The following is a 23330-nucleotide window of genomic DNA, read 5'->3' on the forward strand; positions in this document are numbered from 1 at the left end:
TCCGGAGGGGCCTCCGGATAGGTTCGGGGCAGCGGAGGAGCCTCCGCTTCAGGGTACTGAGGGGAACATTATGAGCGAACGCATCAGCACGCCGTTCGACGCGGAGTCGACCGCCTCCGACGTGCTGGCCGGTGTCGACCTCACCGGTCGGCGCGCCGTCGTCACCGGGGCGTCGTCCGGCATCGGCGTCGAGACCGCACGGGCGCTGGCGGCGGCCGGCGCGGAGGTCACGCTGGCGGTGCGCGACACCGCCGCCGGACGGCGGACCGCCGACGACATCGCCGGGACCACCGGCAACCGGGCGCTCCACGTCGCGCCGCTCGACCTGGCCGACCGGGCGTCGGTCGCGGCGTTCACGGCGAACTGGGACGGGCCGCTGCACATCCTCGTGAACAACGCCGGCATCATGGGCTCGCCGGAGACGCGCACGCCCGAGGGCTGGGAACTCCAGTTCGCCACCAACCACCTGGGCCACTTCGCCCTCACCACCGGGCTGCACCGCGCGCTCGCGGCGGAGGGCGCCCGCGTGGCCGTGGTCAGCTCCGTCGCCCACCTCGGAGCGGGCGTGGACTTCGAGGACATCCACTTCCACCAGCGCCCCTACAGCCCGTGGGTGGCCTACTCGCAGTCCAAGACGGCGAACATCCTGTTCGCGATCGAGGCGCACAAGCGCTGGGCGGACGACGGGATCTCGGTCAACGCCCTCGCGCCCGGCGTGATCATGACCAACCTCCAGCGGTACCTGACCCCGGAAGAGCTCGAACAGGTGAAGGCGTCGGTCGAGCAGGTGGGTGTCCGGTGGAAGACGGCCGAGCAGGGCGCGGCCACGTCGGCCCTGGTGGCCGCGTCGCCGCTGCTCGACGGCGTCGGCGGCAGGTACTTCGAGGACTGCCGCGAGGCGGGGCCTGCCGACGCGGAGCAGCCGCGCGAGGGCGTCGCCGCCCACGCGCTCGACCCCGAGGCGGCGGCGCGGCTGTGGGAGGTCTCGGAGCAGGCGCGGTAGCGGGGGAGGACGGCCGGGCCGGTGGGCGCCCCCGCGTCCCACCGGCCCGGACCGGCGGTGTCGCGACCTCCCGGACGCGGTGGCGTGCGGCGGTACGGGAGTGACGCGCGGTGGTGCGCGGGTCGCGTGGTGGCGCTTGGCGGTGCGTGGGTCGCGCCGTGGTGTGTGGTGGTGCATAGGTCGCGCGATGGTGTGTGGCGGTGCGTGGGTCGCGCGGTGGTGCGTCGGGTCGCGTGGTGGTGCGCAGGGGTGAGCGACGCCGCGCGGTGGTGCGCGGACGGGCGTCGCGGAGGGGCCGCGCGACGGCCGTCCGGGTGACCGCCGGATGACCGCTTCGGCTCATTGTCGGTGCGTGCCACCGCCCCTACCGTGGGCTGGCGTCCACCACCCGGACGCCACGAGCGGCTGGAGGTCTCGCGGTGACGTGGAGTCGGGTCGTGGGCGCGGTCGTGCTGGCCGCGGCGTCGGTCGTGGCGCTGCCGGTGTCCGCCGGCGCGGTGGACACCCGGCCGACGGCGGTGGTGTCGCTGGGCGACAGCGCCATGTCGGGCGAGGGCGCGGGCGCGTACGAGCCGGGCACCGAGGGCGAGAACGGCAACTGGTGCCACCGCTCCACGCGCGCGATGGTCCACCGCACGAGGCTCGCCGACCACACCGTCAACCTGGCGTGCTCGGGCGCGGACTCGGCGCACGTGTCGCTGGCCGGCACCACCCACTACACCGAGGGCTCGCAGGCGCGGCGGCTGGTCGACGTCGGTCGGCGGTACCGCGTGACCACCGTGCTGGTGCAGGTCGGGGCGAACGACGACCCCCGGTTCGCCGACACGATGGTGGACTGCGTCGCCGCCTGGGCGAACCCCTTCGGGCCGGGCTGCCGCTCCGCGCTCGCCGAGGAGTGGCCCGCGCGCCTGGCGGCGATGGCGCCCAAGGTCGAGCGGGCGGTGCGGGACGTGCGGTCGGCCATGACGCGGGCCGGGTACGCGGACTCGGCGTACGCGCTGGTGCTCACGTCCTACGCGTCGCCGGTGACGGAGGAGATGGACGGGCTGCTGCACGGTCCCCAGGGCTGCCCGATCCGGCTCGCCGACGCGGCCTACGGCCGGACGGTGGCCGTGCCGCAGCTGTCCGAGGCGCTGCGCGGGGTCGCGGTCCGCACGGGCGCGCGGTTCCTGGACCTCTCCCGCGCCACGGAGGGCCGCGAGGCGTGCGCCGAGGGCCTCGACCCCGACGGCGAGTGGCAGCGCCGCCTGACCGTCGACCCGCACGCGCTGGTCCACGGTGGACTGGACGCCATCGGCCTCCACCTGGCGCAGCAGTCCTTCCACCCGAACGCCGCCGGGCACGAGCAACTGGGGCGCTGCGTGACCGAGTTCGTGTGGAGCGGTGCGTCGGCGGCGCGCTGCCTGGAGGGCTCGGACGGCGGCCTGCACGCGGTCGCCCCGGCGTGACGGGTCGGCGTGTCGGGCCGGTGAACGGAAGTTCCCACCCTAAGGAACTCTAAAGTTTCCCGCCGGATGTGACGCAGATCCCTAGCCTTGTCCCATGAGGCTGCTGCTCTGGACCGCCCTGGTCTGCGCGTGCGCGGTCCACGGCGGAGAATTGCTGGTCCTGCTGTCGGGCGCGCTGTTGATCGGGTGCGCCGCCGACTACTCCCTGGTGCGCCGGCGGTGCGCCCGCGCGTCGATCGCGGGGCGGTGACCCGAATCGACCCGTGCGCAATCCGCGGGTCCATTCCGCCGGCCCCGGTCGGGCGCCCGGCGCGGCCGGGCCGCGGGCGCGCCCCGCCGCGCGGGGTGATCACCTCGTCGTCCGGTGCGGTCCGAACAGGCATTCGACCGGACCGCGTCACAGCGGCTGCGCCGAGGCCAATCGCAATCGACTGTTCCGCGGCGTGGTCGGCCACGAGCCGGAAACCCGCTGGAATGCCCCCGCGCCTTCCTCTTCGCCTCGGGGTCGGGCGGACGAGGATCGGGGCGGAGGAGGGTCGGGGGAGAACAGGACCGGGGAGTCCCGTGGACGGACTCCCCGGCCCTCGCGAGCGTCAGGCGGGACTGGGGGACCTCGCCTGACGCGGAGCCTCGTGCGCCGATCCCGGCCCGTTGCGGGCCCATTCCGGGCACGCGCGGCGACGCTCGTGCAGGCCGGACAACGGTGGGCAGCACCGGGGCGGGTTTGATAAGGAAAACTTGCGAATCCCCTCTCCGCTCCCCGGATCGGATCGTGTTCGTCCCGGAACGCGATCCGTGCGAGACGGTATTAGCCGCCCCCGGATCGTCGGAAGCGGCTGAACGGGTGAAAGTGCGAAAGGCGCGCCGCCACTCGCCGCGCGCCCTATACCGTATTGGGGCGAGTGGTGCGCGCGACTTGGCCCAATCGATCCGGCCGCATTGCTGCAACCGTGAATATTCCAAGTGGTCGGCGCAACCGGGCGCGGCCCACGGGAGAGGGTTCACGACCGATTTCCATCGGGGCGGACATAATCCGAAGTCCGCGATCGCGCCGCTTTTCCCGCTCGGGTGTCGAGGACGCATACCGACAGCCGGAATTGTTCGCGATGTCGCCATTCGGGGCGCGGTGGCGCACGTCACCTTTGCAGGGGGCGTGGCCGAGCCGCGTGCGGCGGGCCGGTGGCGGCTCACCGGGGCCCGGTCCCGCCGGCTCACCGCCCGACCAGTTCGGCGACCAGGTGCTCCAACGCCCCGAGGTGCGCGGCGCGGATCCCGGCGTACTCCGCGTCGGACGCGGCGGTCACCGCCGTGGTGATGGTGATGTCCAGCGGCTCGGCCAGCTCCGGCAGGTTGACCAGCGTCCGCCCGCGCGCGTGGGCCACCCGCGCGTAGTGGCCGGCCACCGAGCGCTGCTCGTGCGGCGGGTAGGAGCCCTTCAGCTCGTCGAACGCGCCGGCCCCGTCCGCGCCCCGGTCGGCGAACACCGCGATCTCCACCGAGGTCACCGGCGGCCGGCCCCGGCCGGACGGAGGGAACGCCCACTTGCCGTACGCCCGCAGCGCGCGCCCGTCGCCCGGCTCGGCGGTGCAGCGCGCGTCGTCCACCGGCAGCCCGTCGGCGCGCATCCACGCCGTCAGGTCGCCGGGGCTGTCGCACAGGCTGATGCGCAGCGGCTCGCTCGTCCGCGTGGCCGACTCGGCCGGACCCGCCGGGGCGACCTGCTGCGCGCAGGCGGTCGCCGCGAACCCGGCGACCAGGACGGCGGCGGCCACCGCGGCACGTGATCTCACCATGTCCGACTACATCGCCGGACGGACGCCGGACGTGACACTGAATGGATCACGTCCGGTGCCGAACGGCCTAGCGCCCGCCGATCACCTGGTGCGGAACAGCTTGACCTTCATCGACGTGCCGGACTGCGACAGCACCCGCAGGCCAACGCCGACCGCCGGCAGCTTGACGCCCGCGGTGGGCGTCTCCGGGAACCAGAACTGCCCGGTGTCGTCGAACACCGGCTTGGCCGGCTGCCCGCGCACGTACGACGCCTTGCCGTTGACGTGCAGCGTGAACGAGTCGGACTTCTGCAACCCGAACGGCGCGTCGTAGCCGCCCACGGTCGGGGCCCACGCGGCGCCGTCCAGGTGGTGGATCGGCGCGGGGTTCGCGTCGATCGGCAGGATCAGCCCCTCGCCGGGGTGCTCGCTGGTGTTGTTGTCCAGGTGGCTGGTGTCCCACAGCGACACCAGCAGGCCGTCCTGGTACGGGAAGTGCTCCACCAGCTTCGGCTTGTCCGGGAAGCTGTACCGGTAGGGCCCGGTGCGGTTGTACTTCCCGTAAGACTCGTAGGTGCGGTTCGAGGCGATGTAGAACTGGTCGAACGACTTCGTCTCGGTGCCCGCCGTGCTGCGGAAGCCCTTGAGCGCCCACCCCGTGCCGGTCTCCGCGCCGTCCTCCAGCAGCGGGACGCCGTCGGCCGTCACCGTGACGGCGTCGGCGAAGAAGCCCTGGAGCGCGAGGCCGCCGTCGGTGCGGTAGGCGAACCGGAGCTTGGTGTCCTTGCCCGCGTACGCGTTCAGCGGCACCCGGACGTCGACCCAGCGGCCCTTGGTCGAACCGCCGATCGCGGGCGCGGCGCCGGAGTCGCGGAGGAACGGGCGGCCGTCCACGGTGCCGTCCAGCTGCGTCCAGCTCCCGTCGGGGTTGGCCGCCTCGACGTAGAGGTAGTCGAAGTCCTCCTCGATGTCGAACCGCGCCTTGAGGGTCAGCTCGGCGGTCGACTTCCCGGTCAGGTCCACCGACCTGGTCATCGAGTTGTCCAGGTCGTTGCCCTTGTCGCTCCACCACATCCGCGAGCCCGCGAACGGGTCGCCGTAGTAAAACGTCTTGGCCACGTCCGGCAGCACCACCACCAGGCCCTGCGCCTTGGCGCTGTGGTACTCGTGCGGTCCGAGGTCGAAGGTCCGCTCCTGGCCCGCGACGGCCACCTCGTAGTCCAGCCACCCCAGTTGCAGCTTGTCCCACGCGGACAGCTCGTTGGCCCGCGTGCCCGGCGCCTCGCCCGGCTCGCCGACCCGCGTCTGACCCATCAGCGACCACCAGTTGACGCTGTTCGTGCCGCCGGCGGTGTCGTAGTGGTCGGGCAGGCCCAGGTCGTGGCCGTACTCGTGGGCGAACACGCTGACGCCGCCGTTCTCCGGCTGCATCGTGTAGTCGCCGACCCACAGGCCCGTGTCGCCGATCGGCGCGCCGCCCAGCTTGTTCGTGCCCGGACCGGTGTTGTAGTTCTTGAACGCGTAGCCCCGGTGGCTCCAGATCGCGTCCTCGCCCTGCCACGGGTCGCGGTCGGCCTGGTCGCCGCCCGCGTGCACGATCTGGAAGTGGTCGAGGTAGCCGTCGGGTTCGTTGAACTCGCCGTCGCCGTCGAAGTCGTAGCGGTCCCATTCGTCGAACGCGGCCAGTTCGGCGCGGATCTGCTCCGTGGTGCGGCCCGCCGCCTGCTGGTCGGCGACCCACTGCGTGAGCGCGTCGCGGACCAGTTCGTAGCTGTTGTTGCACACGTTCGCGGCGCACGGGAAGCCGTCGGACCGGCCGTAGCGCGCCTCGTTGTAGCGGACCTTGACCCAGTTGGTCACCGTGCCGGTGACGCTGTAACGGCCGGACGACTGCTTGTCGTAGTAGTTGGCGACGGAGTTCGCGCCGGGGTCGGTGGCGAAGTACAGGTTCCGGAAGTACTCGCGGCTGAAGTCCGGCTGCCAGATGGTGGTGTTGTCCACCGCGCGGTCGGGCCGCGGGATCTGGTTGTGCAGCGGGCCGTCGAACCGCCGCGGGCCGGGCGTGCCGGGCGCGGTGTCCCGGTCGGGGTACTCGGGGTGGCGCTCGTCGCCGAACTCGGCGAGCACGACGAAGATCTTGTCGACCTTCTCCCGCTCCAGCTCGACGTACTGGTCCACCTTGCCGTTGCGGCCCGCCCGGTCCTTGCCGAGCCTGACCACCGTGCTCGCGCCGCGCCGTTCCGCGGTCGCCTCGCCGGCCAGCACCTTGGCCAGCGCCTCCTGCCGCAGGGCCCGCCGCTTGTCCTCCAACGGGTGGGGCAGCTCGTCGACCTGCCGCGCCGCGGGTTCGGCGGCGGCGCCCGGCGCGGCGGCCGCGACCGCGGGCGTGGCCGTGATGCCGGCCGTGGTCAGCGCGATCGCTGCCGCGGCGACTAAGAGTCTTCGCACGAAGGTTCCTCCCTGGTAGGTCACCGCTGGTGGGTGACGTCGTGCGGGGACCTTACGTAGCGGTTCGCGCGAGCGGCACAGCCGGAAGTCGGGAGCACGGGGACGGGCGGGGGCGGGTCGGCCGGCCGGCCGGGCGGTGGTTGCGGCGCTGAGGACCGGGGAAGTCGCAGGCGACTTTCGTCCCGCGTTTGCGGCGTTTAAGATTTCCTGGTGCCGAATCTGCGGATCAGCGAGGCCGCCGCCCTGCTCGGGGTCAGCGACGACACCGTGCGGCGGTGGGTCGACCAGGGCCGGCTGCCCGCCGTCCAGCTCGACAACGGGCGCAAGGGCGTCGCCGGCCGGGACCTCGCCGAGTTCGCCCAGCGGCTCGCCGAGGCCGTCGAACCCGGCACGACCGTCGCCGCGTCGGCGCGCAACCGGATGAGGGGCATCGTCACGCGGGTGGTCAAGGACGTCGTGATGGCGCAGGTCGAGCTCCAGGCCGGGCCGTTCCGGGTCGTGTCGCTGATGAGTCGGGAGGCGGCCGACGAGCTGGGCCTGGAGGTCGGCAGCGTCGCCGTCGCCTCGATCAAGTCCACGCACGTCGTCGTCGAGATCCCGGAGGGCTGAACCGTGGTCCGCCGCGCGCTCGCGCTCACCGCCGCGCTCGCGCTCGCCGGGTGCGGCGCGCCGTCGACCGCCGTCACCGGGACCGTGACGGTGTTCGCCGCCGCGTCGCTCACCGAGGCGTTCACCGCGCTCGGCGGGCAGTTCGAGGCCGCGCACCCCGGCGTGCGGGTGCGGTTCAACTTCGCCGGCAGCTCGGCGCTGGCCAGGCAGCTCGTCGAGGGCGCGCCCGCCGACGTGTTCGCCTCCGCCGCGCCGGCCAACCTGGAGCAGGTCGTGGCGGCGGGCGGCATCGCGGAGCCACCGGTGGTGTTCGCCCGCAACACCCTCCGGATCGCGGTGCCGAAGGGCAACCCCGGCCGGGTCGCCGGCCTCGCCGACTTCGGCCGGGACGACGCCGCGATCGCCGTGTGCGCCGAGCAGGTGCCCTGCGGCGCCGCGGCGAAGGCGGTGTTCGCGGCCGCCGGCGTGGCGCCGCGGCCCGACACCGTGGAGCAGGACGTCAAGGCGGCGCTGACCAAGGTCCGGCTCGGCGAGGTCGACGCGGCCCTGGTGTACCGGACGGACGTGCGGGCGGCCGGCGCGGACGTGGAGGGCATCGCGTTCCCGGAGGCGGAGCGGGCCGCCAACGACTACCCGATCGCGCCGCTGAAGGCGGCGCCCAACGGGGCGGGCGCGCGGGCGTTCGTGGACCTCGTGCGGTCCGAGCGGGGCCGGGCGGTGCTCGCGGACGCGGGGTTCGACACACCGTGACGGCGCGTCGGGTGCGGCGGCGAACGCCGGTGGCGCTGGCGCTGCCCGCCGTGCTGGGGCTGGCGTTCCTGCTGGTCCCGTTGGCGGGCCTGCTCGTGCGCACGCCGTGGGCGTCGCTGCCCGGCCGGCTGCTGAGCGCCGAGGTGGGCGAGGCGCTGCGGCTCTCCGTGGTCTGCGCGAGCCTCGCGACGGCGGTGTGCCTGGTGCTCGGCGTGCCGCTGGCGTGGCTGCTGGCCCGCGCCGACCTGCCGGGGCGCGGCCTGCTGCGCGCGCTGGTGACCGTGCCGCTGGTGCTGCCGCCGGTGGTGGGCGGCGTGGCGCTGCTGCTGGTGCTGGGCAGGCGGGGGCTGATCGGGCAGCACCTCGACGCGTGGTTCGGGGTGTCGCTGCCGTTCACCACCGCCGGCGTGGTCGTGGCGGAGGCGTTCGTGGCGATGCCGTTCCTGGTCATCTCGGTGGAGGGCGCGCTGCGGGCCGCCGACCCCCGGCACGAGGAGGCCGCCGCGACCCTGGGCGCGTCCCGGCTGCTCGCGTTCCGCCGGGTCACGCTGCCCTCGATCGCGCCGGGCGTGGTGGCGGGCGCGGTGCTGTGCTGGGCCCGCGCGCTGGGCGAGTTCGGCGCGACCATCACCTTCGCGGGCAACTTCCCCGGCGAGACGACGACCACGCCGCTGGCGGTCTACCTGGCCCTGGAGACCGACCCGGACGCGGCGGTCGTGCTCAGCGTCGTGCTGCTGCTGGTGTCGGTGGGCGTGCTGGCCGGGCTGCGCGACCGGTGGATCGGGGGGTCGCCGTGACCGCGCCGCGCGCCGGCCACCGGTGGATCGGGGCGGCGTCGTGACGGTGCGCGCCCGGCTCCGCGTCACCCGCGACCGGTTCCGGCTGGACCTGGACCTGACCGTCGCGCCGGGCGAGGTCGTCGCCCTGCTCGGCCCCAACGGCGCGGGCAAGACCACGGCGCTGCGCGCGCTGGCCGGCCTCCTGCCGCTCACCGCCGGGCACATCGACCTGGACGGCGTGCCGTGGGACGAGCCGCCGGGCGCCTTCGTGCCGCCCGAGCGCCGCCCGATCGGCGTGGTGTTCCAGGACTACCTGCTGTTCAACCACCTGACGGCGCTGGAGAACGTCGCGTTCGGCCCGCGCGCCCGCGGCACGCGCCGCGCCGCCGCCCGCGCGATCGCCCGCGACTGGCTGGACCGCGTCGGTCTGGCGGAGCACGCGCACGCCAAGCCCCGCGCCCTGTCCGGCGGACAGGCGCAACGGGTGGCGCTCGCCCGCGCCCTCGCGACCGGCCCGCGCCTGCTGCTGCTCGACGAGCCGCTGGCCGCGCTGGACGCGAGCACCCGCCTCGCCGTGCGCGCCGAGCTGGGCCGCCACCTCGCCGGGTTCGCCGGCCACGCGCTGGTGGTCACCCACGACCCGCTGGACGCGATGGTGCTGGCCGACCGCCTGGTGATCGTCGAGGGCGGCCGCGCGGTGCAGGAGGGGCCGCCCGCCGAGGTGGCCCGCCGACCGCGCACGGACTACGTGGCCGCGCTGGTCGGGCTCAACCTGTACCGGGGCGAGGCGCGCGGCACGACCGTCACCGTGGCCGGCGGCGGCGTGCTGACCGTCGCCGAACCCGCGTCCGGCGCGGTGCACCTGGCGTTCGCGCCCAGCGCCGTCAGCGTCCACCGGGAGCCGCCCGGCGGCAGCCCGCGCAACGCGTGGCGGGTCACCGTGGCCGGCGTCGAGCAGCACGGGCACACCACCCGGCTCCGCCTGGACGGCGCGCCGCCCGTGCTGGCCGACATCACCGCGGCGACCCTGGCCGACCTGCGGGTGCGACCCGGCGACGTGGTGTGGGTGGCGCTCAAGGCCACCGAGATCCGCACCTATCCCGCCTGACGATGCGCGGATCGGGCAGCCACATTCACCCGAATGGCGGGCCGAGTCCGGGGTGGACGGTCGACGTGCCGGTTTTCCGCCCGCGCTCGCCGCGGAATGCCGGTTGCGCACGGTGAGCGCGGTGCCGGGGCGGACCGCGCCGGGTTCACTGGATCGGATTAATGGGGGCTATTCCGCACGAGAATAGCTTCAAGATCATTGTGCTAGCGTCGGGCCGTACCGACAAAATGGCCGCCGACATTCGGAAAGGCATGAGGTGTGAAGCGTTTCCTCCCCCTGCTCGGTGCCACCGTGGCGCTCGTCGCCACCGCAGGCACCGCCACGGCGTTCACCCCGGACGAGCACGCCTCCCACGAGGGGCACGGTCGCGGCGGCGTCGTGGTGACCACCGGGCGGTTCGCGCCGCCCGAGAGCGCGACCAACGCGTTCACCTACGACACCGCGCTCATCGAGCCGGGCTCCAAGGTCATGGTGGTGGCGGTGCCCAAGCGGCACTCGACCAAGGTCCAGCTGAGCGTGTACGGGCTCGTGCCCAACCGCACCTACGGCTCGCACGCCCACCAGAAGCCGTGCGGGCAGCTGCCCGCCGACTCGGGCGCGCACCACCAGCACGTGGTCGACCCCGTCCAGCCGTCCGTCGACCCGGCGTACGCCAACCCGAAGAACGAGATCTGGCTCGACTTCACCACCGACGCGCGCGGGCGCGCCACGGTGACGACCGTGGTGCCGTGGCAGTTCGCCGACCGGCGCGCGGGGTCGGTCGTGATCCACGCCGAGAAGACCGCCACCGAGCCCGGCAAGGCGGGCACCGCCGGTCCGCGACTGGGCTGCGCGACCGTCAAGTTCTAGGTCCGGCCGGGAATCCCACGCTGCCGGCGGTGGGCGGGAAGTCCTGATCCCGCCCACCGTGCGGGAGCGGCGCGGTTGTCGGGGCGCCTGGTCGCCACCCGTCGCGCCGCAGGCGCCCCGGAGTCACCGGGTGCGCGTGGCGCGGCGGATCGCGGGAACCGCGAGCGCCCCTCGGCCGCGACGGGCCGTCGGCGCTCGACGCACGCGCGCCGGTGCCGCACGTAAGCTGGGGCGGTGCGCACACGTCCGACGCTGACCTGGACCGCCTCGGGTGCGCCGCTGCCGCGCACGACGAGCCTGGCCGAGGTCGTCCGGGTGGTCGCCGAAGGGGACGTGGTCGTGCTCAGCGGCGCGGGCCTGTCCACCGAGTCGGGCATCCCCGACTACCGCGGCGCGGCGGGCAGCCTCCGCAGGCACACCCCGATGACCTACGACGAGTTCACCGGCGGCGAGGCCGGTCGGCGGCGGTACTGGGCCCGCAGCCACCTGGGGTGGCGCACGATCGCCCGCGCGCACCCCAACGCGGGTCACCACGCCGTCGCGGCGCTGCGCGCCGAGGGCTTCCTGTCCGGGGTGATCACCCAGAACGTGGACGGCCTGCACCACGCGGCGGGCACGGTGGACGCCGTCGAGCTGCACGGCAACCTGGACCGGGTCGTCTGCCTGGGCTGCCGGCGGTCGAGCCCGCGCGAGGAGCTGGACCGCAGGCTGCGGGCGGCGAACCCGGACTTCACCGCGACCGCGTCCAGGGTCAACCCGGACGGCGACGTGGACCTCTCCGACGACGACGTGCGCGGCTTCCGCGTGGTGCCGTGCGCGGACTGCGGCGGCGTGCTGAAGCCGGACGTGGTCTTCTTCGGCGAGAACGTGCCGCGCCCGCGCGTGGAGGAGTGCTACCGCCTGGTCGACGCCGCCCGCGCGGTGCTCGTGCTGGGCTCGTCGCTGGCGGTCATGTCGGGGCTGCGGTTCGTCCGGCACGCGGCGAAGGCGGGCAAGCCGGTCGTGATCGTGAACCGGGGCGAGACCAGGGGCGACGAGCACGCGGCGGTCCGGGTCGACCTGCCGCTCGGCCGGGCGCTCACCGAGGTGCGCGAGGCGGTGCGGAAAACCCTTTCGTGACAAGGGTTGGCGCTTGTCAGTCCACAGTGGACCCGCCTGGTGGGTCGTGCGGCGCGGTCCGCTCCGGTTCACCCTGATGTCGCAGCATGTTCCTGTGCCGCAACGGGTATTCGAGTCGCACACCCGGTGCGGCCCGTCCACCCCGGCGGCGCCGCCTCTTCCCGCAAGGAGGTCGTGATGGCACATGTCCGGGACTTGATCGACATCCGCAGCGGCGACGAGTTCGACCAGCCCATACCGTACGGCCTGGTGTACCCGTTGCGCACGGCGGACGGTTCCGCGCCGCCCAGCCAGCGCGGTCGCACCTGGGAGCACCTCACCGCGTCCGGGCGGGAACTGCGCCCGGTGCGGTAGCGGTCGGGCCGCACGTCGGCGCGCCACCGCCCGCGTGCGGTTCGCCGGCGGGCGCATCCTTGCACGGCAACGGGAACCGTGACCGCGGCGGCGCGCCGACCCCCGCGCCCCGCGGTCCGGTCGCCCGCTCGGCGGGCGGCTCAGGACGCCCGGTCGTACGCGCGGACCGCGTCGAGGTACGCGGAGATCGCGTCGCGGTTGCGGGTCAGGCAGCGGATGCGCTCGGTCATCCGGTCGCGCTCCCGCTCCAGCGTCGCGATCATCTCGGGCGTGGCGTCGGGGAAGTAGATCACCCTGGGCTTGTCCAGGCACGGCAGGATCTGCTTGATGATCCGCGTGGGCAGGCCGGCGTCGAGCAGGCCGCGCACCTGGAGCACCCGGTCGACCATGCCCTCGTCGTAGGAGCGGTACCCGTTGGCGCACCGGGTGGAGACGATCAGGCCGCGCTCCTCGTAGTAGCGCAGCAGGCGGCGGGACGCGCCCGTCCGCGCGGACAGCTCGCCGATGCGCATGTGCGCCACCTCACTGGTCTCGGGTTGACCTTCACACTGGTGTGATGGTTCGAGCATACGACGCATGGCTTCCCGAACGGAGATCCCACCCGCGTCGACCCGGCTCCCGCTGGGCGCGCTGCTCGCCCTCACCACGGCCGCGTTCACCACCGTCCTGACCGAGGCGCTGCCCGCGGGCGTGCTGCCCGCCATGAGCGCGGGGCTCGGCGTGACCGAGTCCGCCACCGGCCAGTTGGTCACGGTCTACGCCGTCGGCACGGCCGTCACGGCCATCCCGCTCGTCGCGGCCACCGCCACGTGGCGGCGCAAGCGCCTGTTGCTCGCCGGGGTCGCGGGTTTCGCGGTGGCGAACACGGTCACGGCGGTCTCGGCGGACTACGGGCTCACGCTGGTGGCGCGGTTCGTCGCGGGTGTCGCGGCGGGCGTGGTGTGGGCGCTGCTCGCCGGGTACGCCCGCCGCCTCGCGCCGGCGCACCTGGCGGGCAAGGCGATCGCCGTCGTCATGGCGGGCATCCCGGTGGCGCTGTCGCTGGGCATCCCGGCGGGCACGTTCCTCGGCGGCGCGCTCGGGTGGCGGCCGACGTTCTGGGTGATGTCGGCGCTCGCCGCGGTGCTCGTCGGCTGGATCGTCGCGGTGGTGCCCGACCACGCCGGGCAGCCCGCCGGGCGATCGGCCCTGCGCGCGACCTCCCGGTTGGCCGGCGTGCCGGCGGTGCTGTTCGTGACGCTGGTCTTCGTGCTGGCGCACAACGTCTTCTACACCTACATCGCGGCGTTCCTCGGCGCGGTCGGCCTGGGCGGGTCGGTCGACCTGGCGCTGCTGGTGTTCGGCGTCGCGTCGCTGGTCGGCATCTGGGTCGTCGGCGCGCTGATCGACCGCCGTCCGAGGGCGCTCATGGTGGCGTGCACGGTCCTGGTCGCCGTGGCGGCCATCGGGTCGGCGGTGCTCACCGGGAGCGCCCCGCTGGTGTTCGCGGCGGTGGCGGTGTGGGGCCTGGGCTGGGGAGGCGTGCCGACGCTCCTCCAGACCGCCGCGGCCCACGCGGGCGGTGACGCGGCGGACACCGCACAGGCCATGCTCGTGACGGTGTGGAACGTGGCCATGTCGGGCGGTGGCGTCGCCGGTGGTGTGCTGCTGGCCCTGCTGGGCCCGATGTCGTTGCCGTGGGCCGTGGTGCTGCTGCTCGTGCCGGTGTTCGCCGCGGTGCTCGCGACGCGCGCCTTCCGGCCGGCGACGGGCTGAGCCACGCGCCGGGCCGTTCGACGCGACGGGTGGGACCGGCACGCGGGGCCGGTCCCACCCGGCACGCCGTGCGGGCCGATCGTGCCGGACGGACGTCTGCGTCTCGCCCTCGCCGAGCACAGCCGTCGGCCCTCGGGCGGTCGGTGCAGGCCGACCGCCCGCGCCGATGACATACCGGGCGTCCCGACGCGGTCAAGGTCGCCCGCCGGGCACCGACCACGACTGTGGAACCGCGCGCGAAACTGTGGAGGACTACCCACCGCCGTCGGGCTCACCGGGCGTGATCCGGCTTCTAGACTGTGTGTTCCACAGTCGAGGGGGTCTGCGATGGCCGTGCGACCGTCCGGGGCCGACCACGAGGTGGACGTGCTGCTCCGGACGGGTCCGTTCTACGAGGCGCTGCGCGCGGCCATCGAGCGCAGCGGCCTCACCCTGGAGCGCCTGCGCGACCGCCTGGCCCGCAGGGGCATCCACGTCAGCCTGTCCACCCTGAGCTACTGGCGGCTGGGTCGCAGCCGCCCCGAGCGCGCCGAGTCGCTGCGCGCCGTGCAGGCCATCGAGGTCATCCTCGGCCTGCCGCGCCACTCGCTGGAGTCCCTGCTCGGCCCGCCCCGCCCGCGCGGCCGGTGGGTGGCCGGGCAGCGGCAGCCCCGGCGGTACGGGCGGATGCTGGAACCCGCGCAGTCGTTGGCGGAGACGGTGGAGGCGCTGGTCGGCCCGTCCGACGGCGACCTGCGGCTGTGGTCGCAGGACGACGCGGCCGGCGTGGACGCCCGGGGCGTGATCCGCGAGGTCCGCACCCGGCAGGTGCTGCGCGCGGTCGACGGCCACCCTGACCGGCACGTCGCGGTGTACTGCGCCGACCCCGGCACCGCGCCGGACGCGATCACGGTGGAGGCGGTGGCGAACTGCCGCCTCGGCCGCGTCCGCCGCCACCACCGCGCGCCGGTGATCGCGGTGGAGCTGCTGTTCGACCACACGCTGCGCGCCGGCCAGACGCACCTGCTGGAGTACCGCTTCACCGTGGCCGAGGGAGCGGTGGCGCTCGACTACCGCCGCGCGTTCCGCTACCCGGTCGGCACCTACGTCCTCAGCGTCCGCTTCACCGAGCCCCGCCTGCCGGTGCGCTGCTTCGACCTGGTCCAGTCCGGGGCGGAGGGCGCGCTCACCCACGGCCGCGAACTGGCCCTGACACCCGGCCGGATGCTGCACCTGGTCGCGAGGGACGTGCCGCCCGGCGTGCTCGGCATCGGCTGGGAGTGGACCTAGTGCGTTGACCACGAACGTTCACCGGGTCGACCCGTCGTGACCGAGGTCGAGGCGGACGCGGAACTCGTGCGGGCCGACTCTCTCCCGCTCGTCACCGACCCGACCGACCTCTGCGGTGGACTTCGGGGGGCAGAACGGTTCCTCCTCGAACTTCGACTGCCGACGGTTCACGGCGGAATCCGCCACCTCCCACCTGTCGACCGCGTGCGGTTGGTGGGCGCGATCACACCTGCCAGGCCCGAGGGGCGGTAACGCCGCCTGAGCTGTTCGGTGGTCCCGACCAAGCCCTGTACGGACTTGCTGTCCCTGGGCCTTACGGAGGTCGAGGTACCGCCGTACAGTCTGTTCGGTGAGCCCGGTCCCGCCTCCTCCGACAGGCGCGGCGCGCCTGTCCTGTTCTCGGGCCGACCTGCGATGACACGAAGAAGTGAGCCTTCGTCACTCCGGTTGTACAACCTCGGTCTGATCCCCGCTCACCCCTCGGACGGACACCGTCGAGCCCTTGGTTCGATGTGCCGGACCCCGTCGAGGAGGTGGACTGTTCGCATCGCACCGATGTGACAGGACGCCGATGACCAGCCAGCTCCACCCCGCGCGGAACGACGAGCCCGACGCGGCCGGTCCGGTCCGGCCCCGCGCCGACCGCCGCCCGCCTCCCACGGGATCGCACCCGCCGCCCGACCGCCCTGCGGTCACGGCGGGTGGCGCGGTGGTTCGAGCGGGCGGGCGCGGACGGGACGAGGACGGGAAGGTGCGGGACGTGCCGACGGGCGGGGACGGGGCAGCGCCGGGGCGGACGGCCCGGCTGGGACGGGTGACCGCCGCCGCGGCGCGCCTCGTCGGCCGGGTGAACCGGCTCGGGCCGGTGATCCGCCGCGCGCCCGGCACCGCGGGCGCGGTGCTCGCGCTGTGGACGATCGGCGCGGCCACCGGGAGCCTGTGGTCGGGGCCGTCCGAGGACCTGCTGGACACCATCGGCTTCGGGGTGCCCGCGCCGCTGTGGACGGCGGCCACCTCGGCGCTGTGGTGCGCCAACCTCGCCGGCTACCTGGCCACGACGGCGTTGCTGCTGCTGTTCGGACCGGTCGCGGAACGGGAGTTCGGCACCGCCCGCGCGCTCGGGGTCGTCGCGGTGACGCACGTGGTCGGTGTGCTCGCCGGCTCCGGCCTGGTGCAGCTCGGCTCGGCGTGGAGCTGGCTCTCCTACCTGAACTTCGACCTCGCGGTCGGCCCGTCGCCGGGTGTCGTGGGGCTGGCCCTGGCGGTGAGCTTCCGGCTGTCGCCGCTGTGGCGCCGGCGCGTGCGGCTGCTGGTCGTGCTGGGCCTGCTGGTGCTGGCGCTGTACTCGGGCTACCTGGAGGACGTGCACCGGCTGTGCGGCGGGGTCGTCGGGCTGGTGCTGGGCGCGGTCGCGGTGCGCGGTCGTCCCGCGCCCGTGCCCCCGTCACGCGAGGAGACGCGCGTTCTGGTGGCGTTGCTGCTCGCGGCGTCCGCGTTGGGGCCCGTGGTCGTGCTGCTGTCGCCTTACGCGGACGGGCCGCTGTCGTGGTTCGCCGATCTCGTCGCGGTGCCTCAGCCGGACGCCGCGCTCATGGCCTCCTACTGCGCGGACCCCGAACTGGCGGCGCTGTGCCGGGCGTTGCAGACCCAGGCCGTGTACGACCGGCTGCCCGCGCTGGTCATGTCCGTGATGCCCGCGTTGCTGCTCCTGGTGCTGGCCGAGGGGCTGCGGCGGGGACGGCGGTTCGCGTGGTGGTCCGCGCTGGTGCTCAACGTGGCCATGACCGGGCTCATCGGGTGGTACATCCTGACCGAGGTGCTGTTCGCCGAGGTGCCGCCGGTGCCGGTCACGCCGATCGAGTACGGCATCCCGCTGTTGCTGCCGCTCGGCATCGTGGTGGTGCTGCTGGCGACGCGGCGGCACTTCCCGCTGGCGACGCCCGTGCGCCGGTTCTGGACCGTGACCGTCGGCGGGTTCGTGGGGCTGGGCGCGTGCTACGTGCTCGTGGGGTGGCTGGCGCGCTCGCAGTTCACGCCGCGGCCGGGGTTCGTCGACCTCCTGGCGGACCTGCCCGCGCGGTTCCTGCCGCCGGGCTACCTGGGGCTGGTCTCCATGCCGTTCCGGCCGGACGGCCTGATCGCCGCGGTGCTGATCGAGTACACGGGCGTGGTGTTCTGGCTGCTGGTCCTGTACGCGCTGCTGCGGGCCACGTGGAGCGCCGGGGTGGAGGAGGACGCCGAAGCCGCCGCACGGGCGCGTGAGCTGATGGTGCGGCACGGCCGGACGTCGCTGTCCTACATGACGACCTGGCGCGGCAACCGGTACTGGTTCACGCCCGACGGTCGTGCCGTGGTCGCCTACCGGGTCGTGGCGACGATCGCGCTGACCGTCGGCGACCCGATCGGACCGTCCGACGCGTGCCGTGACGCCGTGCGCGGGTTCGCGCGGTTCTGCGCGCACCAGGGCTGGACGCCGTGCCTGTACAGCATCAGCGAGGAGCTGTGCGACGAGGTCGCGCCGCTGGGGTGGCACGCGGTGCAGGTCGCTGAGGACACCGTGATCCCGCTGGCGGACCTGCGGTTCACCGGCAAGAAGTGGCAGGACGTGCGCACGGCGTTGAACAAGGCGGGCAAGCAGGGCATCACGGCCGAGTGGTGGCACTTCGCGGACGCGCCGCCCGCGCTGACCGACCAGATCCGGTCCATCTCGGCGGAGTGGGTGGCCGACAAGGGGCTGCCGGAGATGGGCTTCACGCTCGGCGGGCTGGAGGAGCTGTCCGGCGAGGGCGTGCGGTGCCTGATCGCGGTGGACGCCGACCGGACCGTGCACGGGGTGACCAGCTGGCTGCCCGTGTACGCGGAGGGTCGGGTCGTCGGGTGGACGCTGGACTTCATGCGCCGGCGGGGCAGCGCGTTCACCGGGTCGATGGAGTTCCTGATCGCGTCGGCGGCCATGACGTTCAAGGAGGAGGGCGCGGGGTTCGTGAGCCTGTCGGGCGCGCCGCTGGCCCGACTCGACCGCGGGGTGCGGGCGTGCGGGCTGCAACGGGTGCTCGACGTCACCGGGCAGTTGCTGGAGCCGGTGTACGGGTTCCGCTCGCTGTTCGCGTTCAAGGCGAAGTTCCAGCCCGTGTACCGGCCCATGTTCATGGCGTACCCGGATTCGGCGGCGCTGCCCCGGATCGCGAACGCGGTGAGCCGGGCGTACCTGCCGGACATGAGCGTGCGGCAGGGCGTGCGGCTGGCCCGGCTGGTCGCCCGGCGGCGGTTCGGCCGCCGCCTCAGCCCCCGCTGAGCCCGTCCGGCGCGGCCCGGCCGGCGGCGAGCCGGTGCAGCCAGTCGTGCAGCAGGGCCGTCTCGGCGGGGGACAGTGGGTGGGCCTGGCGGCTCAGCGTCACGTCCAGCGCGAGCGCGCGGGCGGACAGCGAGGCGTCCGGGTCGGCCGGCTCGTCGGTGGTGACGGCGGCCAGGACGATGTCCCGGACGCGCGTGGCGATGTCGGGATCGACGCCGTCGGGCGGTGCGGCGATCAGGTTCAGCGTGACGCCCGTGCAGGCGGCGTGCACGATGTCGCCCGCCGTGCCGACGGGCAGGCGGAGGCGGCCCGCCCCGGCCACCCGGTCGAGGATGCCGAGCAGCAGCCGGTGCGCGTCCGCCGCCGCGGCGGGCCGTCGGCCGGGCTGCGTGACGCCGAACATGAGCACGTAGAACGCCGGGTGCGTCAGCCCGAACTCGACGTGGGTGTCCCAGCCGCGCCGCAGGTCCTCGACCGGGTCGTCGCCGGGCGGCAGCTTGCGCTTAACCCCGAGGTAGCGGTCGAAGCCGTGCGCGGCGACGGCGTCGAGCAGGCCCTGCTTGTCGCCGAACAACCGGTACAGGGCGGGCGCCTGCACCCCGGACGCCGCGGCGACGGCCCGCGTGGAGACCGCGTCGATCCCTTTCCGGGTCAGCAGTTCGGCGGCGGCGGTGATGATCCGCTCCCTGGTGGTGCCGGCCCTGGTCGCCTCGGTCATGGAACAACGTTAACACGATAGAGGGTAGCGCCGATACCGAACCACTGCTAACGTCGTTCCTGTTACCACCGCTACCACCCACCACGAGGAGCGAAAGATGACCACGTCCCCCACCCTGCCCGTCCGCCGCCTGGGAGCCACGGGCCCGGAGGTCTCCGCCCTGGGCCTGGGCCTGTTGGGCATGTCCGACCTGTACGGGCCCGCCGACGAGGCCGAGGGCGTCGCCACCATCCACGCCGCCCTGGAGGAGGGCGTGACCCTGTTCGACACCGGCGACTTCTACGGCATGGGCCACAACGAGATGCTGCTGCGCGAGGCCCTGCGTGGCCGCCGCCGCGACCGGGCGGTCGTCAGCGTGAAGTTCGGCGCGCTGCGCGATCCGGCCGGTGGCTGGAACGGGCAGGACAACCGGCCCGAGGCGGTGAAGAACTTCGTCGCGTACAGCCTGCGGAGGCTCGGGACGGAGCACATCGACGTCTACCGCCCGGCCCGCCTGGACCCGAACGTGCCGATCGAGGACACCGTGGGCGCCATCGCGGAGCTGGTGCAGGCAGGCCATGTGCGCCACATCGGGCTGTCCGAAGTGGGCGCGGGGACGCTGCGCCGGGCGCAGGCGGTGCACCCCATCGTCGACCTGCAGATCGAGTACTCGTTGATCTCACGCGGCATCGAGGGCGAGATCCTGCCGACGGCGCGGGAGCTGGGCATCGGCATCACGGCGTATGGGGTGCTGTCCAGAGGCTTGATCTCGGGCCACTGGCAGCGGGACCGCAAGCTGACGGCCGACGACTTCCGCGGCGTCAGCCCCCGCTTCGAGGACGGCAACCTGCAACGCAACCTGTCCTTGGTCGAGTCGCTGAGGGAGGTGGCGGAGGCCAGGGGCGCGACGGTGGCGCAGCTCGCGATCGCGTGGGTGGCGGCCCAGGGCACCGACATCGTGCCCCTGGTGGGCGCCCGAACCCGAGCCCGCCTGGCAGAAGCCCTGCCCGCGGCGAGCCTCACCCTGACCCCGGCCGACCTGGCGGCCATCGAGGAGGCGATGCCCGCGACAGCGGTCAGCGGCAGCCGCTACGCACCGGCCATGATGGAGCTGCTGGACAGCGAACACTGACCACGACGCACCACGACAACGACAGCCCAACCCTCCCTGCCTCCGAACCACCCCATCCCTGAGGTTCCCCCGATAACCCGAGGCGGTTGTTACCTGGATCGGGTCGGTGATGCCGGGATGGTAGTCGGTTCGGCTTGGGCGGTGTGCCAGGCGGCTTCGTACTCGTCCGGGCTGAGCCAGCCGAGGTCCTTCTGGATGCGCTCGGTGTTGTAGAACCCGTCGATATACCGGAACAGGTCGTTCTCGGCCTCGTCGCGGGTGCGCCAGGAGCGGCGGTAGACCAACTCGATCTTCAGTGTGGAGAAGAAGTTCTCCGTCAGAGCGTTGTCATACGAGTCGCCGATCGACCCCATCGAGGGCAGGGTTCCGTTGTTGTCCGCCAACCGTTCTGCGAACTGGAAGGCCGTGTAGGTCGACCCGCGGTCGCTGTGGTGGATCAACTGTCCGTCGCGCACGTCGTGGGACCAGATCGCATACTCCAGAGCACCCAGGACCAGGTCGGTGTCGCAGCGGTCGGGGGTCTTCCAGCCCACGATCCGGTTGAAGAACGCGTCGCGCACCGCCGCGAGCCAGAAGACACCCTCGCCGGTGCGGATCCGGGTCGCGTCGGCCACCCACAACCGGTCCGGCGCGGGCGCGGTGAAGTCCCGATTCACCCGGTCGGGCGCCGGTGCGGACCGCGGATCCCGCCCGGTCGAGGGGACACGCCACCGTTTGCGCAGGAAGGCGCCCTGCAGTCCGGCCTGGCGCATCAGCCGCTCGACACGCTTGCACGACACACGGACACCCCGGCGCCACAGCACCTGGCGCACCCGCGGACTGCCGTAGGTGCCCCCGAGGCGGCGTGGATGTCGACGATCTCGGTCGTGATCGCCCGGTCCTCGCGTTCACGCCGGGACGGGTCGACCTGTCGGGCCACCCAGCCGTAACAGGTGGACGTGGAGACACCGAGGACCCGGAGGACGAACTCGACCCCGAAGCGGCCGCGAAGCTGCTCGACGAGCTTCACGACCGTCGCCGGGTCGGGTCGGGTTCCACCGCGAAGAACGCGGACGCGGTCTTCAGGATCTCGTTGGCGCGTTTGAATTCCGCGTTCTCCTTGCGCAGCTGGCGCAGCTCCTCCGACTCGGTCGAGGTGGGCCGGTCGTCCCGCTCGCCGCGGTCGGCCTCGTCCTGCCGGATCCAGTTCCGCAACGCCTCCGGGTGCACGCCCAACTGCTCGGCCAAGCGCCGGACCACCGGTTTGGGATCCGACTCCCTGAACAACCGGACAGCACGCGCCCTCGACTCGTCGGGGTACTTCTTCGGTGGTGCCACGGACGCTCCCTTCAGGCCCTACGGACCATGCCTGGAAAGCCTCCGAGCTATCGGGGGAACCTCACCCACCATCCTGTTAGCTGTTGCGGGTCATGACGTTGGCGACGGTCGGTAGGGGCCGAGACGGGGGGACGGGTCTGTCGGCGGCGGGATGGAAGTGCGGCCAACACATCCGCCGAGCAGAAAGACCTGTCCGTGCTCCACCGTAACGCCCCGCTGTCCGTCGAAGGCCGCCACCGCCTGGTCCAGCGCTGCCGCACCCGCCCCATCGCCCACGTCGCCGAGATGGGCATCTCCCGGAAGGCGCCTCCAAGTGGGTCAACCGCTATCGCCGCTTCGGCGAGGCCGGCCTGGCCGACCGCCCCAGCGCTCCGCGCCGGCAGCCCACCGCCACACCGGCCGAGGTGGTGGTCCGGATCGAGCGGCTGCGTCGCGACCGCACGTGGTCGGCCCGCCGTATCGCGCTGGACCCGCCGCCGAGGGCGCGGCCGGGTCGGTGCGCACCGTCGGCCGGCACCCGGCCCACCTCGGGCTCAACCGCCGCCGGTTCCTCGACCCGACCGGGGAGAACAACCGCGCTCCCCGCCGGATCGTCGCCCGCCGGCCCGGCCACATGGTCCACCTCGACGTCAAGAAGGTCGGCGTGATCCCCGACGGCGGTGGCCGGCGGGTCCACGGCCGAGGCAGCGAGCAGGCCAAACAGGTCGAACGCGCCAAGAACACCGCCAGCGGCAAGCAGCGCAGCCACACCTACCCGCACTCCGCGGTCGACGGGTTCTCCCGCCCGGCCTACACCAAGGCATGCCTCTACGCCCACGCCTGGACCAGCGAACAACAACGCACCGACGCCCTGACGGTCTGACGGTCTGACGGTCTGACGGTCTGACGGTCTGGAACGTGCACTACAACTACCATCGCCCCCACACCGCCGCCGGAAACCGACCATCAGCAACCCGGCTCCACACCAGCGTCACCAACGTCCTGGCCTCATGCAGTTGGCCTGTCCTACCGTCCTGTGCGTGGGTATCAGCCGGTCGTTCGTAGGATCGGCGGACACCAGCATTGCCGGGTATGGCTGTGAGCTTGTCGCCGTCCGGTGGCTCAAGGCGACAGGCCGGCGGAGGCGACCGTGCCCAGAGCTTCTGGGCCGGGTGGACATCGGCAAGGAACATCACCACTGCGTGGTGATCGACTCGGAGGGCAGGCGGTGTTGTCTCGCCGGGTGCTCTACGGCGAGCAGGAGTTGATCGGCGATGTGCTCGCGTTGTCGAGCGATGTGCAGTGAGCGGTGGACGTCAACCACGGCGGCGCAGCCTTGTTGATCGGTCTGCTGCTGGGTCACGATCAGTCGGTGGTCTACCTCACCGGCCTTGCCGTGCACCGCGCTGTGGATGCTCACCGGGGGTAGGTCAAGACCGACGCGGAGGACGCCTTCGTCATTGCCGACCAGGCCCGGATGCGCACCGATCTCGGCGTGCTGCGGCCGGGCGACGAGGTCGCCGTCTACCTGCGGACTCCCACCCGGAGGCGGACCGACCTGGTCGACGGCCGCACCCGGCAGACCAACCGGCTCCGCGACCAGCTCCTGGCGTTCTTCCCCGCCCTGGAACGAGTCCGAGCCTGACG

At 73.4% G+C, this 23330-nt stretch carries 21 protein-coding genes and 2 pseudogenes; 16 read left to right on the forward strand and 7 right to left on the reverse strand.

The annotated features are described in order from the left end of the window. Nucleotides 1-70: 70 nt before the first annotated feature. From C8E97_RS14595 to C8E97_RS34545, 3 genes are all read left to right on the forward strand, one after another. Nucleotides 71-1003 (forward strand): SDR family NAD(P)-dependent oxidoreductase, encoded by a 933-nt coding sequence (locus C8E97_RS14595; RefSeq protein WP_121005873.1) that lies wholly within the window; start codon nucleotides 71-73, stop codon nucleotides 1001-1003. Nucleotides 1004-1422: 419 nt separating this feature from the next. Beyond that, nucleotides 1423-2451 (forward strand): GDSL-type esterase/lipase family protein, encoded by a 1029-nt coding sequence (locus C8E97_RS14600; protein WP_121005875.1) that lies wholly within the window; start codon nucleotides 1423-1425, stop codon nucleotides 2449-2451. A 94-nt stretch (nucleotides 2452-2545) separates the two neighbouring features. Next, a complete protein-coding gene (locus C8E97_RS34545; RefSeq protein ID WP_170211852.1) occupies nucleotides 2546-2701 on the forward strand; it encodes a hypothetical protein in 156 nt (51 codons plus the stop codon). A 961-nt stretch (nucleotides 2702-3662) separates the two neighbouring features. Here C8E97_RS34545 and C8E97_RS14605 read toward each other — a convergent pair. Then, nucleotides 3663-4244, reverse strand: coding sequence for a hypothetical protein (locus C8E97_RS14605; protein ID WP_147455117.1), 582 nt, complete (start codon nucleotides 4242-4244; stop codon nucleotides 3663-3665). An 81-nt stretch (nucleotides 4245-4325) separates the two neighbouring features. Continuing rightward, nucleotides 4326-6671 (reverse strand): immune inhibitor A domain-containing protein, encoded by a 2346-nt coding sequence (locus tag C8E97_RS14610; protein ID WP_121005879.1) that lies wholly within the window; start codon nucleotides 6669-6671, stop codon nucleotides 4326-4328. A gap of 210 nt (nucleotides 6672-6881) precedes the next feature. Between C8E97_RS14610 and C8E97_RS14615 the strand changes: the two genes are divergently transcribed. The 7 genes from C8E97_RS14615 to C8E97_RS34550 all read left to right on the forward strand — a co-directional run bounded on the left by C8E97_RS14615 (nucleotide 6882) and on the right by C8E97_RS34550 (nucleotide 12239). After that, entirely contained in the window at nucleotides 6882-7280 is a 399-nt protein-coding gene (locus C8E97_RS14615) for a TOBE domain-containing protein (RefSeq protein ID WP_121005881.1), read from the forward strand. A 3-nt stretch (nucleotides 7281-7283) separates the two neighbouring features. After that, nucleotides 7284-8030 (forward strand): molybdate ABC transporter substrate-binding protein, encoded by a 747-nt coding sequence (modA, locus tag C8E97_RS14620; protein ID WP_121005883.1) that lies wholly within the window; start codon nucleotides 7284-7286, stop codon nucleotides 8028-8030. After that, nucleotides 8027-8827 carry a molybdate ABC transporter permease subunit gene (gene modB / locus C8E97_RS14625; RefSeq protein ID WP_121005885.1) on the forward strand — a complete coding sequence of 267 codons (801 nt, stop codon included), beginning with the start codon at nucleotides 8027-8029 and terminating at the stop codon, nucleotides 8825-8827. The genes modA and modB overlap by 4 nt, the downstream gene beginning before the upstream one ends. 40 nt (nucleotides 8828-8867) lie before the next feature. Further along, a complete protein-coding gene (locus C8E97_RS14630) occupies nucleotides 8868-9917 on the forward strand; it encodes an ABC transporter ATP-binding protein (RefSeq protein ID WP_121005887.1) in 1050 nt (349 codons plus the stop codon). 258 nt (nucleotides 9918-10175) lie between these two features. Beyond that, on the forward strand, nucleotides 10176-10766 hold the full coding sequence (locus tag C8E97_RS14635; protein ID WP_121005889.1) for a superoxide dismutase family protein: 591 nt from the start codon (nucleotides 10176-10178) through the stop codon (nucleotides 10764-10766). Nucleotides 10767-11000: 234 nt separating this feature from the next. Continuing rightward, nucleotides 11001-11885, forward strand: coding sequence for an NAD-dependent protein deacetylase (locus C8E97_RS14640; RefSeq protein ID WP_121005891.1), 885 nt, complete (start codon nucleotides 11001-11003; stop codon nucleotides 11883-11885). Nucleotides 11886-12062: 177 nt separating this feature from the next. Next, nucleotides 12063-12239 carry a hypothetical protein gene (locus C8E97_RS34550; protein ID WP_170211853.1) on the forward strand — a complete coding sequence of 59 codons (177 nt, stop codon included), beginning with the start codon at nucleotides 12063-12065 and terminating at the stop codon, nucleotides 12237-12239. A gap of 140 nt (nucleotides 12240-12379) precedes the next feature. Here the strand turns inward: C8E97_RS34550 and C8E97_RS14645 are convergent, their stop codons facing one another. Continuing rightward, nucleotides 12380-12751 carry a MerR family transcriptional regulator gene (locus C8E97_RS14645; RefSeq protein ID WP_121005893.1) on the reverse strand — a complete coding sequence of 124 codons (372 nt, stop codon included), beginning with the start codon at nucleotides 12749-12751 and terminating at the stop codon, nucleotides 12380-12382. 64 nt (nucleotides 12752-12815) lie between these two features. On the opposite strand from C8E97_RS14645, the gene C8E97_RS14650 reads away from it, so the two are divergent. From C8E97_RS14650 to C8E97_RS14660, 3 genes are all read left to right on the forward strand, one after another. Beyond that, complete coding sequence (locus tag C8E97_RS14650; RefSeq protein ID WP_121005895.1) at nucleotides 12816-13994, forward strand: MFS transporter; 1179 nt, start codon at nucleotides 12816-12818, stop codon at nucleotides 13992-13994. A gap of 327 nt (nucleotides 13995-14321) precedes the next feature. Beyond that, nucleotides 14322-15263 (forward strand): helix-turn-helix domain-containing protein, encoded by a 942-nt coding sequence (locus C8E97_RS14655; protein WP_121005897.1) that lies wholly within the window; start codon nucleotides 14322-14324, stop codon nucleotides 15261-15263. 571 nt (nucleotides 15264-15834) lie between these two features. Continuing rightward, on the forward strand, nucleotides 15835-18558 hold the full coding sequence (locus C8E97_RS14660) for a bifunctional lysylphosphatidylglycerol flippase/synthetase MprF (protein WP_121005899.1): 2724 nt from the start codon (nucleotides 15835-15837) through the stop codon (nucleotides 18556-18558). Here C8E97_RS14660 and C8E97_RS14665 read toward each other — a convergent pair. Continuing rightward, a complete protein-coding gene (locus C8E97_RS14665) occupies nucleotides 18545-19276 on the reverse strand; it encodes a TetR/AcrR family transcriptional regulator (RefSeq protein WP_121005901.1) in 732 nt (243 codons plus the stop codon). The genes C8E97_RS14660 and C8E97_RS14665 overlap by 14 nt on opposite strands. Nucleotides 19277-19373: 97 nt before the next feature. On the opposite strand from C8E97_RS14665, the gene C8E97_RS14670 reads away from it, so the two are divergent. Continuing rightward, nucleotides 19374-20387 carry an aldo/keto reductase gene (locus C8E97_RS14670; RefSeq protein ID WP_121005903.1) on the forward strand — a complete coding sequence of 338 codons (1014 nt, stop codon included), beginning with the start codon at nucleotides 19374-19376 and terminating at the stop codon, nucleotides 20385-20387. An 89-nt stretch (nucleotides 20388-20476) separates the two neighbouring features. Here the strand turns inward: C8E97_RS14670 and C8E97_RS14675 are convergent. Together C8E97_RS14675 and C8E97_RS14680 are read right to left on the reverse strand one after the other, a co-directional pair. Beyond that, a pseudogene (locus C8E97_RS14675) lies at nucleotides 20477-21211 on the reverse strand (IS3 family transposase); the annotation flags it as partial. A gap of 181 nt (nucleotides 21212-21392) precedes the next feature. Beyond that, entirely contained in the window at nucleotides 21393-21704 is a 312-nt protein-coding gene (locus C8E97_RS14680; RefSeq protein ID WP_170211854.1) for a transposase, read from the reverse strand. A 195-nt stretch (nucleotides 21705-21899) separates the two neighbouring features. On the opposite strand from C8E97_RS14680, the pseudogene C8E97_RS14685 reads away from it, so the two are divergent. Beyond that, a pseudogene (locus tag C8E97_RS14685) lies at nucleotides 21900-22748 on the forward strand (helix-turn-helix domain-containing protein). Nucleotides 22749-22875: 127 nt separating this feature from the next. On the opposite strand, the gene C8E97_RS35300 reads toward C8E97_RS14685, so the two are convergent. Further along, nucleotides 22876-23103, reverse strand: coding sequence for a hypothetical protein (locus tag C8E97_RS35300; RefSeq protein WP_211347015.1), 228 nt, complete (start codon nucleotides 23101-23103; stop codon nucleotides 22876-22878). A gap of 57 nt (nucleotides 23104-23160) precedes the next feature. On the opposite strand from C8E97_RS35300, the gene C8E97_RS35305 reads away from it, so the two are divergent. Beyond that, nucleotides 23161-23328 (forward strand): IS110 family transposase, encoded by a 168-nt coding sequence (locus C8E97_RS35305; protein ID WP_211347230.1) that lies wholly within the window; start codon nucleotides 23161-23163, stop codon nucleotides 23326-23328. Nucleotides 23329-23330 lie beyond the last annotated feature (2 nt).

Source organism: Saccharothrix australiensis (genome assembly GCF_003634935.1).
GTDB classification, from domain to species: domain Bacteria; phylum Actinomycetota; class Actinomycetes; order Mycobacteriales; family Pseudonocardiaceae; genus Actinosynnema; species Actinosynnema australiense.

Excerpts from the sequence above, each read along its gene's own strand:
- C8E97_RS14595 (WP_121005873.1), top strand. The coding sequence starts at position 71 with ATGAGCGAACGCATCAGCACGCCGTTCGACGCGGAGTCGACCGCCTCC.
- C8E97_RS34545 (WP_170211852.1), top strand. The coding sequence starts at position 2,546 with ATGAGGCTGCTGCTCTGGACCGCCCTGGTCTGCGCGTGCGCGGTCCAC.
- C8E97_RS14605 (WP_147455117.1), bottom strand. The coding sequence starts at position 4,244 with ATGGTGAGATCACGTGCCGCGGTGGCCGCCGCCGTCCTGGTCGCCGGG.
- C8E97_RS34550 (WP_170211853.1), top strand. The coding sequence starts at position 12,063 with ATGGCACATGTCCGGGACTTGATCGACATCCGCAGCGGCGACGAGTTC.
- C8E97_RS14645 (WP_121005893.1), bottom strand. The coding sequence starts at position 12,751 with ATGCGCATCGGCGAGCTGTCCGCGCGGACGGGCGCGTCCCGCCGCCTG.
- C8E97_RS14650 (WP_121005895.1), top strand. The coding sequence starts at position 12,816 with ATGGCTTCCCGAACGGAGATCCCACCCGCGTCGACCCGGCTCCCGCTG.
- C8E97_RS14655 (WP_121005897.1), top strand. The coding sequence starts at position 14,322 with ATGGCCGTGCGACCGTCCGGGGCCGACCACGAGGTGGACGTGCTGCTC.
- C8E97_RS14660 (WP_121005899.1), top strand. The coding sequence starts at position 15,835 with ATGACCAGCCAGCTCCACCCCGCGCGGAACGACGAGCCCGACGCGGCC.
- C8E97_RS14665 (WP_121005901.1), bottom strand. The coding sequence starts at position 19,276 with ATGACCGAGGCGACCAGGGCCGGCACCACCAGGGAGCGGATCATCACC.
- C8E97_RS14670 (WP_121005903.1), top strand. The coding sequence starts at position 19,374 with ATGACCACGTCCCCCACCCTGCCCGTCCGCCGCCTGGGAGCCACGGGC.
- C8E97_RS35305 (WP_211347230.1), top strand. The coding sequence starts at position 23,161 with ATGCGCACCGATCTCGGCGTGCTGCGGCCGGGCGACGAGGTCGCCGTC.